The following is a 17414-nucleotide window of genomic DNA, read 5'->3' on the forward strand; positions in this document are numbered from 1 at the left end:
AAATCCAACTTAAATTTGTTAATACAGCCTAAAAGGCAATAAATAATAGAAAAGAGAGAAAAAACTATGGCAGTTCAAATGGAATATGAAAAAGATGTTAAAGTGGCAGCACTTGACGGTAAAAAAATCGCCGTTATCGGTTATGGATCACAAGGTCATGCCCATGCTCAAAACTTACGTGATTCAGGTCGTGATGTTATTATCGGTGTTCGTCCAGGAAAATCTTTTGACAAGGCAAAAGAAGATGGGTTTGACACTTATACAGTAGCTGAAGCAACTAAATTAGCTGACGTTGTCATGATTTTGGCACCAGATGAAATCCAACAAGAATTGTACGAAGCAGAAATCGCTCCAAACTTGGAAGCTGGAAACGCAGTTGGTTTTGCTCATGGTTTCAACATTCACTTTGAATTTATCAAAGTTCCAGCAGATGTAGATGTTTTCATGTGTGCCCCTAAAGGTCCTGGACATTTGGTACGCCGTACTTACGAAGAAGGATTTGGTGTTCCAGCTCTTTATGCAGTATACCAAGACGCTACAGGAAATGCGAAAAATATTGCTATGGACTGGTGTAAAGGTGTCGGAGCAGCTCGTGTTGGTTTGCTTGAAACAACTTACAAAGAAGAAACTGAAGAAGATTTGTTTGGTGAACAAGCTGTACTTTGTGGTGGTTTAACTGCCCTTATCGAAGCAGGATTCGAAGTCTTGACAGAAGCAGGTTACGCTCCAGAATTAGCTTACTTTGAAGTTCTTCACGAAATGAAATTGATCGTTGACTTGATCTATGAAGGTGGATTCAAGAAAATGCGTCAATCAATTTCAAACACTGCTGAGTACGGTGACTATGTATCAGGACCACGTGTGATTACTGAACAAGTTAAAGAAAACATGAAAGCTGTCTTGGCAGACATCCAAAATGGTAAATTTGCAAATGACTTTGTAAATGACTATAAAGCTGGACGTCCAAAATTGACTGCTTACCGTGAACAAGCTGCAAATCTTGAAATCGAAAAAGTCGGTGCAGAACTGCGTAAAGCAATGCCATTCGTTGGTAAAAATGACGACGATGCATTCAAAATCTATAACTAATTGATAGAAATCAAGTTGAAGGCGTGTTGGGGGGACCTAACTCGCTTTTATAATCAATTCATTCTTTTTAAGAGGATGGATTGCGATAATACTCAACGAAAATTAAAGAGCAAACTAGGAAGTTAGTCGCAGACTGCTCGAAGTACTGCTTTGAGGTTGTAAATATCAGTAATATATACCTACGACAAGGTGAAGCTGACGTGGTTTGAAGAGATTTTCGAAGAGTATAAGTATAAAATAGTCTAGGAGAAAATGATGTTAAGTTCAAAAGATATAATCAAGGCTCACAAGGTCTTGAATGGTGTGGTTGTTAATACACCGCTTGATTATGACCATTATTTATCGGAGAAGTATGATGCTAAGATTTATTTGAAAAAAGAAAATGCCCAACGTGTTCGTTCTTTTAAAATTCGTGGGGCTTATTATGCCATTTCTCAGCTCAGCAAGGAAGAGCGTGAGCGTGGAGTAGTCTGTGCTTCAGCTGGAAATCATGCCCAAGGAGTTGCCTATACTTGTAATGAAATGAAAATTCCGGCTACGATTTTTATGCCGATTACAACACCACAACAAAAGATTGGTCAGGTTCGCTTTTTTGGTGGGGACTTTGTGACTATTAAACTAGTTGGAGATACTTTTGATGCCTCAGCAAAAGCTGCTCAAGAATTTACAGTTTCTGAAAATCGTACCTTTATTGACCCCTTTGATGACGTCCATGTTCAAGCTGGTCAAGGGACAGTTGCTTATGAGATTTTAGAAGAAGCTCGAAAAGAATCGATTGCTTTTGATGCTGTTTTGGTTCCTGTTGGAGGTGGCGGTCTCATTGCTGGGGTTTCAACTTATATCAAGGAAACAAGTCCAGAAATTGAAGTCATTGGCGTAGAAGCAAGTGGTGCTCGTTCTATGAAAGCTGCTTTTGAAGCTGGAGGTCCAGTAAAACTCAAAGAGATTGACAAATTTGCAGATGGTATTGCTGTGCAGAAGGTTGGTCAGTTGACTTATGAAGCAACGCATCAACATGTTCAAACTTTGGTAGGTGTCGATGAGGGACTGATTTCTGAAACCTTGATTGACCTTTATTCTAAGCAAGGTATAGTCGCAGAGCCTGCTGGAGCGGTTAGTATCGCCTCTTTAGAGGTTTTAGCTGAATATATCAAGGGGAAAACCATTTGTTGTATCATTTCTGGAGGAAATAATGATATCAACCGTATGCCGGAAATGGAAGAGCGTGCCTTGATTTATGATGGTATCAAGCATTACTTTGTGGTCAATTTTCCACAGCGTCCAGGGGCCTTACGTGAGTTTGTAAATGACATCCTGGGACCAAATGATGATATCACACGATTTGAGTATATCAAGCGAGCTAGCAAGGGTACAGGACCTGTACTAATTGGGATTGCCTTGGCAGATAAGCATGATTATGCAGGCTTGATTCGTCGAATGGAAGGTTTTGATCCATCTTATATTAACTTGAATGGTAATGAAACGCTCTATAATATGCTTGTCTGAGGACTAATAAAAAAATATCATATTATTTGCACAACCGATGTATAGGTGCTATAATGAGGGTGAAAAAAGGGGGTGATTCCTATGAACTTAGGAAATCGATCACACTGTTTCTACAACAACTCATTATAGTACCTATTATTTTTTGATTCAGTTTATATTAAGGTAATAGAATTATTTGTTATATTTAAGGAGTTTTTTTGAAATCCACTATTCTATATATGTCTAATCTGAAATTTGGCTAAATATAATAGGAATTAGAAAAAATAATCAATACTAATGAGAAGCCTTATACTGAGTTAACTGAGAAGAGTGATAAGATACTAAGAAGATAAAAACAGTGGAAAATGTTGGAAGATAGGATACTATTGTTTCCTAACTACTTATCTTTTAATGACGTAGGAGAAACAAAAGGAATCTTGATACAGTAAATAGTACCAGTAGAGCAAGTAAAAAAGTGCTTATACAGACAGGAAGAAATTGAAGAAGGAGAAGAAAAAGATTAGTTAGAAATAGTAAGGAGAGAAAGTCTACTGCTATTAGGAATGTCCTTTTAAAGTTGGATAAATAGAATAAAGTTGAAGATAAAACCTGTCTAACCTATCAAGAACTGGTATTTACAAATATGAATATTATTACAAATAAAAGAGTTAATAATACAATTATTTTAAAGGTATTTACTAATGGTTTATAGTAAGCAAAAACCTATATATTATCGGCTTTAATAAGATAGTAACAGAAAAATAAATCATTTATTTTATTGAATATATGTTTTTTTATTGACAAAACACATAAAAACGTATACAATTAAATATCGTAAAGAAGAAAATAGGAGAAGGACATGGCTAAGTCAAACTTTGAAAAAGTAGAATCAGTTGTTGGCTGGGTTCGTGATAAGAAAATCACAGGCTACCGTATCTCTAAAGAAACGAATGCGCGTGAAATGTCTATCATTGCTCTAGCGCAGGGACGTGCAAAAGTAAAAAATATTTCGTTTGAAACGGCTCTAGGTTTAATTGATTTCTATGATAAAAATCATGAAAAATTTGAAGATTAATCTTTGGATAATGGTAGGTTCTTGAATAGGATCTGCCTTTTCATTTTTAGGATAGCAAAAAGACTGCATGATGTATGCAGCCTTTTCTTTTTATTTGAGATAACGTTGGAGAAATTCTTTTGTACGAGCTTCTTTAGGATTGGTAAAGAGATCTTCTGGATTTCCTTCTTCTGCAATCACACCCTTATCCATAAAGATGACACGGTGTGAAACATCGCGGGCGAATTCCATTTCGTGAGTTACAACAATCATGGTCAATCCTTCTTGGGCAAGGTCTTGCATGATTTTAAGTACTTCACCGACCATCTCAGGATCGAGAGCGGATGTTGGTTCATCGAAAAGGATGGCATCAGGACTCATGGAGAGGGCGCGAGCAATTGCTACACGTTGTTTTTGGCCACCTGAGAGTTGTTTAGGTTTTGCTTGCCAGTAGCGTTCCCCCATGCCAACTTTTTCAAGATTTTCTTTTGCAATTTTTTCAGCTTCAGTTCGGTCACGTTTGAGGACGGTTGTTTGAGCAACGATAGTATTTTCAAGAACATTTAGATTTTCAAAGAGGTTAAAGGATTGGAAAACCATTCCTAACTTTTCACGGTACTGAGTAAGATCATAACCTTTCTCTAAGACGTTCTTACCGTGGTAGAGTATTTCTCCATCAGTCGGAGTCTCAAGCAAGTTGATAGAACGTAAAAAAGTTGATTTTCCGCTTCCAGAGCTTCCGATAATAGAGATAACCTCTCCCTTGTGGATAGTCAGAGAAATATCTTTTAAAACTTCATTTTGGCCATAGGATTTTTTGAGGTGTTTAATTTCAAGGATTGCTTGTGTCATTATTTCAAATCCTCCGTTTGCATTTGGTTAGCACCGGTAGTATAGGTATCCATGTCCATGCGGCGTTCGATGAAGCGTAGGATACGTGTTACGGTGAAGGTGAGTACAAAGTAAATCACGGCGATGATTGTAAATGTCTGGAAGTATTGATAGGTTTGAGTTGCTACGGTATTCCCTGAGAAATAAAGTTCGACAACAGAGATAACGTTCAACACTGAAGTATCTTTGATATTGATGACAAACTCATTACCAGTTGCAGGTAGGATATTACGAACGACTTGAGGTAGGACAATTTTACGCATAGTTTGATTGTGGGTCATACCAAGAGCAGTCGCAGCTTCAAATTGTCCCTTGTCAACTGCTAGGATACCACCACGAACGATTTCGGTCATGTAGGCGCCGGTGTTGATCGAAACGATGAAGATAGCAGCCAGTGTGCGGTCAAGGTTGATACCGAAAGCTTGGGCAGTTCCATAGTAGATAACCATCGATTGAACAATCATAGGTGTACCACGGAAAATTTCAATGTAGACATTGAGAATCCAGCCGACTAGTTTTTGTAGTCCATAAATAGCCTTATTTTCAGATAGAGGTGCTGTACGGAAGACACCAATAGCAAGACCAATAATGAGACCTGTGATGGTTCCGATGATTGAGATTAGGAGAGTGATTCCAGCACCGCGTAAGAGTTGTTGCCAGTTTTCAGAAAGGATTTTAGCAACTTGACTAAAGAAACTACTGCTAGTCTCTTCAGTTGTTGTAGCTTCGGCAGGTTGCTCTTTGATCATACGATCCATCAAGGCAACTTGGTCGTCTTTAGAAAAGGTTTCAATACTGGAATTGATTTGAGAGATTCTATTGTCGTCCTTGCGAAGACCGATGGCAATGGCTGTATCTTCCTCTCCAGTTTGGAATCCTGGATCTACTTGGATCATTTTGAACTTAGAGTTAGCTGCTTCTGCTGTCAAAGCTTCTGGGCGTTCAGATACATAGGCGTCAATGACACCAGCTTCAAGTGCCTGGCGCATCTGAGCGAAGTCCCCCATGGCTGTTTCTTTTTTGGCACCTGTAATTTGAGCAATCAAATCATAGAGGTAAACGCCTTGTTGGGAAGTGATTTTAGCTCCGTTAAAATCGTTTAGACTTTTGGCATTTGCATAGGTGGAATCTTTTTTTACCAGAAGAACAGGCTCACTAGTGTAGTAACTACTTGAAAATGCAATTTCTTTTTTACGTTCAGCAGTTGGACTCATACCTGCAATAATCATATCGATTTTTCCTGAGGTAAGAGCAGGAACGAGACCTTCCCACTTAGTTTTTACTACTAATGGTTCTTTCCCTAAATCTTTGGCAATTTTTTTTGCAATTTGAACATCGTAACCGTTAGCATATTGATTGGTTCCATCGATTTTGACAGCGCCATTGCTATCGTCGTCCTGTGTCCAGTTAAATGGGGCGTATGCGGCTTCCATACCGATGCGTAAATATTCATCAGCTTGAGCAACATTGACAAGTCCCAGCATCAGCAAGAGACCTGTGAAAATAGATAAGTATATTTTTCTCATGATTTCTCCTATTTCTAATCTATTAAAAAATAACTGTCTCCTATTTTATCGAAAAAAAATCTATTTTTCAATACAGGTAAGCCCTTACTTATGAAAAAATGATATAATGATAGCAAAGATAAAAAAGGGGGCTTAGTTGATGAAAAAAACTTTTTTCTTGCTGTTATTTTGTTTGTTTTGTATGTTTCCACTCTCGGTTTTTGCCATTGATTATAAGATTCCGTCTTATCAGGGGGATTTGTATATTCATGCAGACAATAGGGCAGAATTTCGACAAAAGATTGTTTATCAGTTTGAAGATGATTTTAATGGTCAACTTGTAGGTCTTGGTCGTGCAGGAAAGATGCCTAGCGGCTTTCAAATTGATCCTCATCCAAAGGTTCAGGTCTTTAAAAATGGCCGTGAAATAGCAGGTGTTGAGAGTCAAGTAATAGAAGAAACAGAAGGTTATACTGTCAAAATCTTTAATCCAGGTCAGGAAGGCGACACAGTTGAAGTTATCCTTGTCTGGAATTTAAAAAATTTGCTTTTCCTATATGATGATATCGCTGAATTAAATTGGCAACCTTTAACAGATAGTTCAGAGTCTATTGAAAAGTTTGAATTTCATGTAAGGGGAGATAAGGGGGCTGAAAAACTCTTTTTCCATACAGGGAAACTCTTTAGAGAGGGAATAATTGAAAAGAGTAACCTTGATTATACTATTCGTTTAGACAATCTTCCGGCTAAGCGTGGAGTTGAGTTGCATGCCTATTGGCCTAGAACCGACTTTGCTAGCGCTAGGGATCAGGGGTTGAAGGGGAATCGTTTAGAAGAGTTTAATAGGATAGAAGATGCTATTATTAAAGAAAAAGGTCGAAGTAAGATCTTAATGGATTGGATTATTCCTTCGTTACTTTCCTTATCCTTATTACTTAGTAGCTTTTTCCAATTTATGTACAGAAGGAAAACAAGTCCTTCAGTCAAATATGCCAAAAATCATCGTCTCTATGAACCGCCAATGGACTTAGAACCTATGGTTTTAGCTGAAGCTATTTACTCTACTTCCTTGGAGGAAGTGAGTCCCTTGGCTAGGGGAGGTGGAAAATTTTACTTTGAAGAACTAGTTAAGGCCACTTTGCTAGACGTGATTGATCGTGGGAATGTTTCAATTATCTCAAGAGATGATGGAATCCGTTTAAGCATAATCAAAAAAAGCGGACTAGAAAGTTTTGAAAAGGACTGTTTAAACCTAGCTTTCTCAGGAAAGGATGAGGTAATGATTTCGGATTTATTTGAAGCTTACCGAGTGTCTGATAGCCTCTATCGCGGAGCAAAAGCAGCAGAGGAGGAACAGATTCAAAGAAAGGGGCGTAAACTCATATCTTCCTTTGAAAAAAAATTGGAAAAGATACAAGAGGGAGTGGAAAGACGAATTTCTTTCTTGGGGATTCCAGAATATTATCGACCATTAAACCAAGAGGAAAAGAATTTCCTGCTGGCTAGAGGGATTTGTGCTATTTTACCACTATTTCTTGGATTTGGCTTATTTTGGTATAATTTTGATGCTCATGATCATGTCTTTATTTTACTTCCTATAATTGGGTTACTAAGTCTTATTTTGGGGATTGTCTATGCTAGATCGACTAAATTGGATATTCGTGATGGCGTCCTAAATGAAGCAGGAGCAGAAGCTTACTATCTCTGGACCAGCTTTGAAAATATGTTACGGGATATTGCACGCTTGGATCAGGCTGAATTGGAAAGTATTGTGGTTTGGAATCGCCTCTTGGTCTATGCGACCTTATTTGGCTATGCGGATAAGGTTAGTCATTTGATGAAGGTTCATCAGATACAAGTAGAAAATCCAGATATTAATCTCTATGTAGCTTATGGTTGGCACAGTATGTTTGATCATTCAACAGCACAAATGAGGCATTATGCTAGTGTCGCAAATACAGCAAGTACCTACTCTGTATCCTCTAGTAATGGGAGTTCTGGCGGTGGCTTTTCTGGAGGAGGAGGCGGTGGCAGTATCGGTGCCTTTTAAAGAGAACTGTCATAGACTGAAAAAGTATGCTATAATGGAAGATAGAAAAAGGAGTTATCTATGTATCTTATTGAAATTTTAAAGTCTATCTTCTTCGGGATTGTTGAAGGAATTACAGAATGGTTGCCTATTTCAAGTACAGGACATTTGATTTTAGCAGAGGAATTTATCCAATACCAAAATCAGAATGAAGCTTTTATGTCCATGTTTAATGTTGTGATTCAGCTTGGTGCGATTTTAGCGGTTATGGTAATTTACTTTAATAAGCTGAATCCTTTTAAACCAAGTAAGGACAAACAGGAAGTTCGCAAGACTTGGAGACTATGGTTAAAAGTTTTAGTCGCAACTCTGCCATTATTAGCAGTGTTTAAGTTCGATGATTGGTTTGATACCCACTTCCATAACATGGTTTCTGTTGCTCTCATGCTAATTATCTACGGGGTCGCCTTCATCTATTTGGAAAAACGTAATAAAGTGCGCGCTATTGAGCCAAGTGTGACTGAACTGGACAAGCTTCCTTATACAACGGCTTTATATATTGGGCTCTTCCAAGTTCTGGCTCTTTTGCCAGGTACTAGTCGTTCAGGTGCAACTATCGTCGGTGGTTTATTGAATGGTACTAGTCGTTCTGTTGTAACAGAATTTACTTTTTACCTTGGGATTCCAGTTATGTTTGGAGCAAGTGCCTTAAAGATTTTCAAATTTATTAAAGCAGGACAGCTCTTGAGCTTTGGGCAATTGTTCTTGCTCTTGGTTGCGATGGGAGTCGCTTTCGCAGTCAGCATGGTCGCTATTCGTTTCTTGACCAGCTATGTGAAAAAACACGACTTTACCCTTTTTGGTAAATACCGTATCGTGCTTGGTAGTATCTTGTTACTTTATAGCTTTGTTCGTTTATTTGTATAAGAAAAACCTTGAAGGGTTCTCCCTTCAAGGTTTTAAAATCCAGTTACGGTAATCCCCAACAGACGAACACCTCTTTCTGTCTCATTTAACTCTTCATAGAGTTGCAGGGCTATTTGGTTTATCTGACTAGCATTCTGTGTTTTTTGAGTAAGACTTTTTCGTTTAGTAAGGGTTGAAAAGTCTTCGTAGCGGATTTTCAAAATCACAATCTTTCCAGCTTTTTCGTGTTGATTGAGATTAAGAGCGACTTTTTCTGATAGAAGAGTCAGTTCTTTTTTGATATCATCTTCTGCACGGAGAATCTTTCCGTAGGTTTTTTCCTTTCCGATTGATTTACGGATGCGATTGGACTTGACTGGGGAATTGTGGATACCACGAGCCTTTCGATAAAGGTCATAGCCCAGTCTTCCAAAATGGTCTATTAGAGTCACTTCAGGGACTTCAAGTAGATCAGATCCAGTAAAAACTCCCATTTGATGAAGTCTTTCCACTGTTTTTTTGCCTACTCCATGGAACTTAGCCACATCCATTTGTTTGAGAAAATCCTCAGCTTGGTCAGGTAGAATCACTGTCAAACCATGTGGTTTTTGATAATCGCTAGCCATTTTAGCTAAGAACTTGTTGTAGGAAACTCCTGCGGAAGCAGTTAGATGGAGTTCTTGCCAGATATCCATTTGGATGAGACGGGCTATTTTGACCGCTGACTCGATACCAAGTTTATTTTCCGTAACATCCAAATAGGCTTCGTCAATGCTCATGGGTTCAATCAAATCTGTATAGCGCTTAAAGATAGTTCGAATTTGGAGTCCCACAGACTTGTATTTCTCATAATTTCCTGAGATAAAGACAGCCTGGGGGCAACGTTCATAGGCCTCTTTAGAGCTCATGGCAGAATGAACACCAAAAGCTCTTGCTTCATAGCTGCAAGTAGAAACGACGCCACGCCCACCTGTTTCTCTTGGATCACGTCCGATGATGACTGGTTTACCTTTTAATTTAGGATTGTCTCGAATTTCTACAGCAGCAAAAAAAGCATCCATGTCAATGTGGATGATCTTTCTTGACAAATCATTTAATAAAGGAAAAACCAGCATGAATAGCCCCTTCTCAATATTTGTTCCCCTTCATTATACCCTTTTTTCTGAAAAAAAGGAAAATCAGGTTTTGTTTTTCAAAAATATAATACAGTTTATATAAAAAAGCAGACTGTTTTAGAAAAGAAAGTGTAAAAATAGGGATTTTGCTCTTGTTGAAATCGTTTACTGTATGGTATACTTGTCTCATAAATGTAACAGATGTCTGTTACTAGAAAGAAAAAAGAGGACACTAACATGGTTGTTAAAACAGTTGTTGAAGCTCAAGATATTTTTGATAAAGCTTGGGAAGGCTTCAAAGGCGTAGATTGGAAGGAAAAAGTAAGCATTTCACGCTTCGTTCAAGCTAACTACACACCTTATGATGGAGACGAAAGCTTCCTTGCAGGCCCAACTGAACGTTCACTTCATATCAAAAAAATTGTAGAAGAAACTAAAGCTCATTACGAAGAAACTCGTTTCCCAATGGACACTCGTCCAACATCTATTGCTGATATCCCAGCAGGATTTATCGACAAAGAAAACGAAGTTATCTATGGTATCCAAAACGATGAACTCTTCAAATTGAACTTCATGCCAAAAGGTGGTATCCGTATGGCTGAAACTACATTGAAGGAAAATGGATATGAACCAGATCCAGCTGTTCACGAAATCTTCACTAAATATGTAACAACAGTTAATGACGGTATCTTCCGTGCTTATACTTCAAACATCCGTCGCGCTCGTCACGCACACACTGTAACTGGTCTTCCAGATGCATACTCACGTGGACGTATCATCGGTGTTTACGCTCGTCTTGCTCTTTACGGTGCAGACTACTTAATGCAAGAAAAAGTAAACGATTGGAACTCAATCGAAGAAATCGATGAAGAAACAATCCGTCTTCGCGAAGAAATCAATCTTCAATATCAAGCATTGCAACAAGTTGTACGCTTAGGTGATCTTTACGGAGTTGACGTTCGCAAACCAGCGATGAACACTAAAGAAGCTATCCAATGGGTTAACATTGCCTTCATGGCTGTCTGCCGTGTAATCAACGGTGCAGCTACATCTCTTGGACGTGTGCCAATCGTACTCGATATCTTTGCAGAACGTGACCTTGCTCGTGGTACATTTACTGAATCAGAAATCCAAGAATTCGTTGATGATTTCGTTATGAAACTTCGTACAGTTAAATTTGCTCGTACTAAAGCTTATGACCAATTGTACTCAGGTGACCCAACATTCATCACAACTTCTATGGCAGGTATGGGTAACGACGGTCGTCACCGTGTTACTAAGATGGACTACCGTTTCTTGAACACTCTTGACAACATCGGTAACTCTCCAGAACCAAACTTGACAGTTCTTTGGACTGACAAATTGCCATACAACTTCCGTCGCTACTGTATGCATATGAGCCACAAACACTCTTCTATCCAATATGAAGGTGTAACAACAATGGCTAAAGACGGATATGGTGAAATGAGCTGTATCTCATGCTGTGTGTCTCCACTTGACCCAGAAAACGAAGAACAACGCCACAACATCCAGTACTTCGGTGCTCGTGTAAACGTATTGAAAGCCCTTCTTACTGGTTTGAACGGTGGTTACGACGATGTTCACAAAGACTACAAAGTATTTGACATCGACCCAATCCGTGACGAAGTTCTTGAATTTGAATCAGTTAAAGCTAACTTTGAAAAATCTCTTGACTGGTTGACTGACACTTACGTAGATGCTTTGAACATCATCCACTACATGACTGATAAGTACAACTACGAAGCTGTTCAAATGGCCTTCTTGCCAACTAAACAACGTGCTAACATGGGATTCGGTATCTGTGGATTTGCTAACACTGTTGATACATTGTCAGCTATCAAATATGCTACAGTTAAACCAATCCGTGATGAAAATGGTTACATCTACGATTATGAAACAATCGGTGAATACCCACGTTGGGGTGAAGATGATCCACGTTCAAACGAATTGGCAGAATGGTTGATCGAAGCTTACACAACTCGTCTACGTAGCCACAAACTTTACAAAGATGCAGAAGCTACAGTTTCACTTTTGACTATCACATCTAACGTTGCTTACTCTAAACAAACTGGTAACTCACCAGTCCACAAAGGTGTATACCTCAACGAAGATGGTTCTGTGAACTTGTCTAAACTTGAATTCTTCTCACCAGGTGCTAACCCATCTAACAAAGCTAAAGGTGGTTGGTTGCAAAACTTGAACGCACTTTCTAGCCTTGACTTTAGTTATGCAGCTGATGGTATCTCATTGACTACACAAGTATCACCTCGTGCTCTTGGTAAGACTCGTGATGAACAAGTTGATAACTTGGTAACAATCCTTGATGGTTACTTTGAAAACGGTGGACAACACGTTAACTTGAATGTTATGGACTTGAACGATGTTTACGAAAAGATCATGTCTGGTGAAGACGTTATCGTACGTATCTCTGGATACTGTGTAAACACTAAATACCTCACTCCAGAACAAAAGACTGAATTGACACAACGTGTCTTCCACGAAGTTCTTTCAATGGATGATGCATTGGATGCCTTGATCTAATCAAGTTCTTGAATAATGAAATAAGTAACCCTCGGTCTATTGATTGAGGGTTATTTTTATAATATTAATGGATAATTTTAAATAAAGTTACTATCTTTTTCATAAACATTATCAGTTTTTTTGAAATTGTTAGCTATATTTTTAGTTTTCTAGGGTAAGTATTTTAGAAGGTTATTAATTATATTGATTTGCTAAACTGTATAAAAAATACCACACTGCAATAAGCCAGTGTGGTTATATCATTATCTCTTAGACCAAGTTCTCTTCATAAACAGAAGTAAAATGGGATAAATCTCTAAACGACCTGCAATCATAGCGAATGAAAGGAGAAGTTTTGAGATAGGACTAAAGATTGAAAAACTGGATGTTGTTCCTAGGATAGGTCCTATGTTGTTGAAACAGCTAAAGACAGCACTAGTAACAACTAGAAAATCATTACTGTCGAGGCTAATAATAAATATTAGTGAGAGTAAAATCATCGCATAAATGACAAAGTATTTTAGAATTTTGTGCTGAGTATCCTTATCAATCACTGTCTTATTAACATGGAGAGTTAATACTCGGTGAGGTGATAGAATAGATAAAATCTGATTTTTGGCAATTTTTGATAGAATCAGTCCCCGAATTACTTTAAGACCACCAGCAGTGGATCCGGCAGAACCACCGATTCCCATGAGGAAGAGGAGGATAAACTGCGAGAAAAGAGGCCAGTTGGTAATATCTCCATAGCCAAAGCCGGTTGTTGTAATGATGTTTGAAACTTGGAAGAGAGCCATCTCAAAACTTTTAGAAAAACCTTGATAGAGATGGAGTGTATTGAGGGCAATTAGACCGGTAGATACTAGTACGATAAATACATAAGTTCTTAGTTCTTCATCTCCAAAGAAGGCTTTGACTCGTCGGAGCATCAGATAGTAGTAGAGGTTGAAGTTGACACCAAAAACTAGAACTCCGATACTAACCAGATAGGTAATCAGTGAGCTACCATAGTGGGCAATTCCGTCGTTATAGACTGTGAAACCTCCTGTGCCTGCTGTTCCCATAGCGATAACAAAACTATCAAACAAGGGCATGCCAGCGAGATAGTAGATGACCACAAAGAGGGAAAAGAGTCCTAGGTAAAGCAGATAGAGAATCTGGGCAGTGTTTTTCAACTTGGAAACAACCTTACCAAAGACAGGACCTGGGACTTCAGCCTTCATAACTTCGAGGTGACTGTTTTTAGCGTTGTCCATAATGGCAAGGGCAAAAACGAGTACCCCCATACCGCCAATCAAGTGGGTGAAACTTCTCCAGAAAAGGAGGGATCGACTGAGAACAGAAACGTCGGTTAAGATGGTTGCACCAGTCGTTGTAAAACCCGAACTGATTTCAAAGAAGGAGTCGATTATGCTAGGGATTTGTCCTGAAAATACAAAGGGTAGTCCTCCGAAGAAGGACCAAAGAATCCAACAGAGGGAAACGATTAGGACCCCTTCTTTAGCATAGATTCGCTGGTTTTTTGGTTTTCGTAAGACACCAAAACCACCAAGAAGAAGTAAAATTCCAATCGTTTTAAAGAGTGCTGTAAAAACTTGACTAGATTCTTGATAATAAATTGCTATGCTAACAGGGACTAAGAGGAGGACAGCTTCAATTAAGAGAAGCTTCGAGAGGAGATAACGAATCATACTTTTATTCATATCTTACCTCTCAATCAAGTCGTAAATCTTTGTGATATTTGGTAGTAAGGTGGTTATGAGCAAAGTATCTCCGACTTCAAGCATATCTTCTCCAGTAGGGAAAATAGTCTTTCCTTTTCTTATAATAGCTGCTATTAAAATTCCCTTCTTTAATTTAAGATGAGAGAGAGGTTTAGCAGTCATTTTATTGGCTTCCTTGATATGGAATTGCAAAGTCTCAATCTGGCCATTGGCTAGATGGTGCATGGCTTGAAGATCAGAGTATTGAGCATTTACCCGACCTCGAATGAAATGCATAATGGTATCCACTGCGATAATTTTTGGAGTGATAATACTTGAAAAATCGGGTGCATGGATAATTTCCAAGAGGCTAGTCCTATTTACCTTAGTGATGTTTTTCTGGACTCCAACACGATCAAGAAACATAGAGGTGATGATGTTTTCTTCATCAACTCCAGTTAAGGTTGCTACTGCGTCATAGTGTGGCGCACTCTCTTCAAGCAAGATATCTTTTGCAGTACCATCGCCTTGGACAATATAGAGATTAGGAAATTTTTCGCTAAAGAACTGAGCTCTTTCCGGATTGATTTCAATGACTTTGGTATCGATGCGACTGTCTTTTAGAATACCAAGTAGATAATAGGCGATTCTACCTGCACCTATAATTAAAAGACTTTTGATTGCACGAGACTTGAAATAATTATGGAAGAGCATCATATCAACCCTGTTTCCAGTCACAAAGATTCGATCTTTATCTTGGATGGTCATGTCTCCGCTTGGAATCATGAGTTGATGATTTCTCTCCATTGCACAGACAATGACATTCCCAAATTTTTTACGGAACTCAGAAATCGGCATGTGACACAGACCGCTAGAAGATTTGACGACAAATTCCATCAAGCTAACCCTTCCTCCAGCAAAACGTTCGACAGATAGAGCGCTTGGGAAGTCTATGATATTTCCAATTGCACGGGCCGCTAAGAGTTCGGGATTGACGATAAGAGAAAAGCCAAGTATATTCTTTTCTTTAAAATAGGAATTGGAATATTCAGGATTACGCACCCGAACGATGGTCTCTTTAGCTCCCATTTTCTTAGCTAGAACGGCCGCAATCATGTTTACTTCATCGTACTCAGTCAGGGCGATAAAGATATCACAATCCTGGACACTGGCTTGCTCAAGGATGGTAAAATCAGCCCCGTTACCAAGTATACCCATGATATCAAAGCGACTGACAATATGATTGAGGACGGCTTCGTTTTGTTCAATTAGCAAAACATCGTGCTTTTCTGCAACCAAGGAGCGACAGAGGGCAGAACCAACTTTCCCCCCTCCGACAAGGATAATTTTCATAATAAAACCTACTTCTTCATTATGTAACTATCATACCTTTTTTCAAGAAAAAATGCACCTACTAGCTAATAACAAGAGCTTTTAGTAAAATTTTGCTATAAGGTAAAACTATACCCTAAGCAATTAAAATAGCTATTAGCGACTTTCTCTGAAATATGGTATGATAAAAGATATATAAGGAGATAAAATGAATAATAATTTACTTGTATTACAATCAGACTTTGGTCTGGTTGATGGTGCGGTATCGGCTATGATTGGAGTGGCTTTAGAAGAGTCTCCAACCTTAAAAATTCATCACTTGACGCACGATATTACGCCTTATAATATTTTTGAGGGGAGCTATCGTCTCTTTCAGACGGTGGGTTACTGGCCTGAGGGAACGACTTTTGTATCGGTTGTCGATCCAGGTGTCGGCTCGAAACGTAAGAGTGTGGTTGCGAAGACTGCAAAAAATCAATACATTGTCACACCAGACAATGGAACGCTTTCTTTTATTAAGAAACACGTTGGTATTGTAGCCATTCGTGAGATTTCTGAAGTCGCAAATAGACGTCAAAATACGGAGCATTCTTATACCTTCCATGGTCGTGATGTCTATGCCTATACGGGTGCTAAACTGGCCAGTGGTCACATTAGTTTTGAGGAAGTGGGGCCAGAGCTCAGTATTGATCAGATTGTAGAGCTTCCAGTCGTAGAGACTATCATAGAAGATCATCTGGTTAAGGGAGCCATTGATATTCTGGATGTGCGTTTTGGTTCGCTTTGGACTTCTATTACGCGAGAAGAATTTTATAAATTGGTGCCGGAATTTGGCGACCGTTTTGAAGTGACTATCTATCATGCAGATATGCTGGTCTATCAAAATCAGGTTGTCTATGGCAAATCATTTGCAGATGTGAGAATTGGGCAACCAATCCTTTACATCAACTCTCTCTATCGTTTAGGTCTGGCTATCAACCAAGGTTCCTTTGCCAAGGCCTATAATGTAGGTGTCGGTCCATCTTGGACCATTGAAATAAAGAAAATAGAATCATAAATTAGGAGAATATAGATGAAAAATCAATCAATTAAACAAGTTGTTGCAATCGGTGTTGGAGCTGCGCTCTTTGTTGTCATCGGGATGATCAGCATTCCGACACCCGTTCCAAATACAAGCATCCAGCTTCAGTATGCGGTACAGAGTCTCTTGTCTATCATTTTTGGCCCTCTAGTAGGACTACTTGTTGGTTTAATTGGGCATGCTGTTAAAGATTCTATTGCAGGCTATGGTCTTTGGTGGACTTGGATTATTGCTAGCGGTCTCTTTGGTCTAGCTGTCGGTCTTTTTAGAAAATACATTCGAGTAACTCAGGGTGTTTTTGAGTTGAAGGATATTGTCTTCTTTAACCTCATTCAGATTATTGCAAATGCTCTTGTTTGGGGTGTTTTGGCACCACTTGGAGATGTTGTGATTTATCAAGAAGCGGCAGAAAAAGTATTTGCCCAAGGGATTGTTGCGGGAATTGCTAACGCTGTAACTATAGCTATCGCAGGAACTCTTCTCTTGCTAGCTTATTCACGTACGCAGACTCGTTCAGGAAGTTTGAAAAAGGATTAATATAAGGGAAAAGGCTGGACAACCAGTCTTTTTCGATGTTTATTGATTAGTTAGGCAAGCAAGCTAGGATAGGACTCTTTTTGACGCTAAGATTTTAAGAGCAGAGTCTGCAAGAAGGGGTTAATTTATGATAAAATAGAAGTCTA

Annotated in this window: 13 protein-coding genes; 8 read left to right on the plus strand and 5 right to left on the minus strand. The window is 38.8% G+C overall.

Annotated features, from left to right (window positions below):
- The first annotated feature begins 66 nt into the window (after positions 1-66).
- The 3 genes from ilvC (at position 67) to HMPREF1117_RS04300 (ending at position 3649) form a co-directional block, all read left to right on the plus strand.
- Positions 67-1089: a ketol-acid reductoisomerase gene (gene ilvC, locus HMPREF1117_RS04290; protein ID WP_000290688.1), complete on the plus strand. Its 1023-nt coding sequence runs from the start codon at positions 67-69 to the stop codon at positions 1087-1089.
- A 255-nt stretch (positions 1090-1344) separates the two neighbouring features.
- Positions 1345-2595, plus strand: a complete 1251-nt coding sequence (ilvA, locus tag HMPREF1117_RS04295) for a threonine ammonia-lyase IlvA (protein ID WP_000952966.1) — start codon at positions 1345-1347, stop codon at positions 2593-2595.
- 838 nt (positions 2596-3433) lie between these two features.
- Positions 3434-3649 (plus strand): capsule biosynthesis transcriptional regulator, encoded by a 216-nt coding sequence (locus HMPREF1117_RS04300; protein WP_001130035.1) that lies wholly within the window; start codon positions 3434-3436, stop codon positions 3647-3649.
- A 90-nt stretch (positions 3650-3739) separates the two neighbouring features.
- On the opposite strand, the gene HMPREF1117_RS04305 is transcribed toward HMPREF1117_RS04300, so the two are convergent.
- Both HMPREF1117_RS04305 and HMPREF1117_RS04310 read right to left on the minus strand, forming a co-directional pair.
- Positions 3740-4480, minus strand: a complete 741-nt coding sequence (locus HMPREF1117_RS04305; protein WP_000189468.1) for an amino acid ABC transporter ATP-binding protein — start codon at positions 4478-4480, stop codon at positions 3740-3742.
- Entirely contained in the window at positions 4480-6045 is a 1566-nt protein-coding gene (locus tag HMPREF1117_RS04310; protein ID WP_001227285.1) for an ABC transporter substrate-binding protein/permease, read from the minus strand. Before HMPREF1117_RS04310 ends, HMPREF1117_RS04305 begins: the two co-directional genes overlap by 1 nt.
- 139 nt (positions 6046-6184) lie before the next feature.
- On the opposite strand from HMPREF1117_RS04310, the gene HMPREF1117_RS04315 reads away from it, so the two are divergent.
- Together HMPREF1117_RS04315 and HMPREF1117_RS04320 are read left to right on the plus strand one after the other, a co-directional pair.
- On the plus strand, positions 6185-8074 hold the full coding sequence (locus tag HMPREF1117_RS04315; protein ID WP_000750614.1) for a DUF2207 domain-containing protein: 1890 nt from the start codon (positions 6185-6187) through the stop codon (positions 8072-8074).
- A gap of 60 nt (positions 8075-8134) precedes the next feature.
- A complete protein-coding gene (locus HMPREF1117_RS04320) occupies positions 8135-8980 on the plus strand; it encodes an undecaprenyl-diphosphate phosphatase (RefSeq protein WP_000280766.1) in 846 nt (281 codons plus the stop codon).
- A 32-nt stretch (positions 8981-9012) separates the two neighbouring features.
- Here HMPREF1117_RS04320 and dinB read toward each other — a convergent pair whose 3' ends face one another.
- The gene (gene dinB / locus HMPREF1117_RS04325) at positions 9013-10074 is read right to left on the minus strand and encodes a DNA polymerase IV (protein ID WP_000959925.1); all 1062 of its coding nucleotides are present in this window, start codon (positions 10072-10074) and stop codon (positions 9013-9015) included.
- A 237-nt stretch (positions 10075-10311) separates the two neighbouring features.
- On the opposite strand from dinB, the gene pflB reads away from it, so the two are divergent.
- Positions 10312-12636, plus strand: a complete 2325-nt coding sequence (gene pflB / locus HMPREF1117_RS04330; protein ID WP_000260650.1) for a formate C-acetyltransferase — start codon at positions 10312-10314, stop codon at positions 12634-12636.
- A 242-nt stretch (positions 12637-12878) separates the two neighbouring features.
- On the opposite strand, the gene HMPREF1117_RS04335 is transcribed toward pflB, so the two are convergent.
- Together HMPREF1117_RS04335 and trkA are read right to left on the minus strand one after the other, a co-directional pair.
- Positions 12879-14318 (minus strand): TrkH family potassium uptake protein, encoded by a 1440-nt coding sequence (locus HMPREF1117_RS04335; RefSeq protein WP_001043424.1) that lies wholly within the window; start codon positions 14316-14318, stop codon positions 12879-12881.
- A gap of 3 nt (positions 14319-14321) precedes the next feature.
- A complete protein-coding gene (gene trkA / locus HMPREF1117_RS04340; RefSeq protein WP_000691704.1) occupies positions 14322-15671 on the minus strand; it encodes a Trk system potassium transporter TrkA in 1350 nt (449 codons plus the stop codon).
- A 187-nt stretch (positions 15672-15858) separates the two neighbouring features.
- Between trkA and HMPREF1117_RS04345 the strand changes: the two genes are divergently transcribed.
- Positions 15859-16707 carry an SAM hydrolase/SAM-dependent halogenase family protein gene (locus tag HMPREF1117_RS04345; RefSeq protein WP_001063606.1) on the plus strand — a complete coding sequence of 283 codons (849 nt, stop codon included), beginning with the start codon at positions 15859-15861 and terminating at the stop codon, positions 16705-16707.
- A gap of 15 nt (positions 16708-16722) precedes the next feature.
- The gene (locus HMPREF1117_RS04350) at positions 16723-17268 is read left to right on the plus strand and encodes an ECF-type riboflavin transporter substrate-binding protein (protein ID WP_000795926.1); all 546 of its coding nucleotides are present in this window, start codon (positions 16723-16725) and stop codon (positions 17266-17268) included.
- Positions 17269-17414: the final 146 nt, after the last annotated feature.

It is taken from the genome of Streptococcus sp. SK643 (assembly GCF_000259505.1).
GTDB lineage: Bacteria > Bacillota > Bacilli > Lactobacillales > Streptococcaceae > Streptococcus.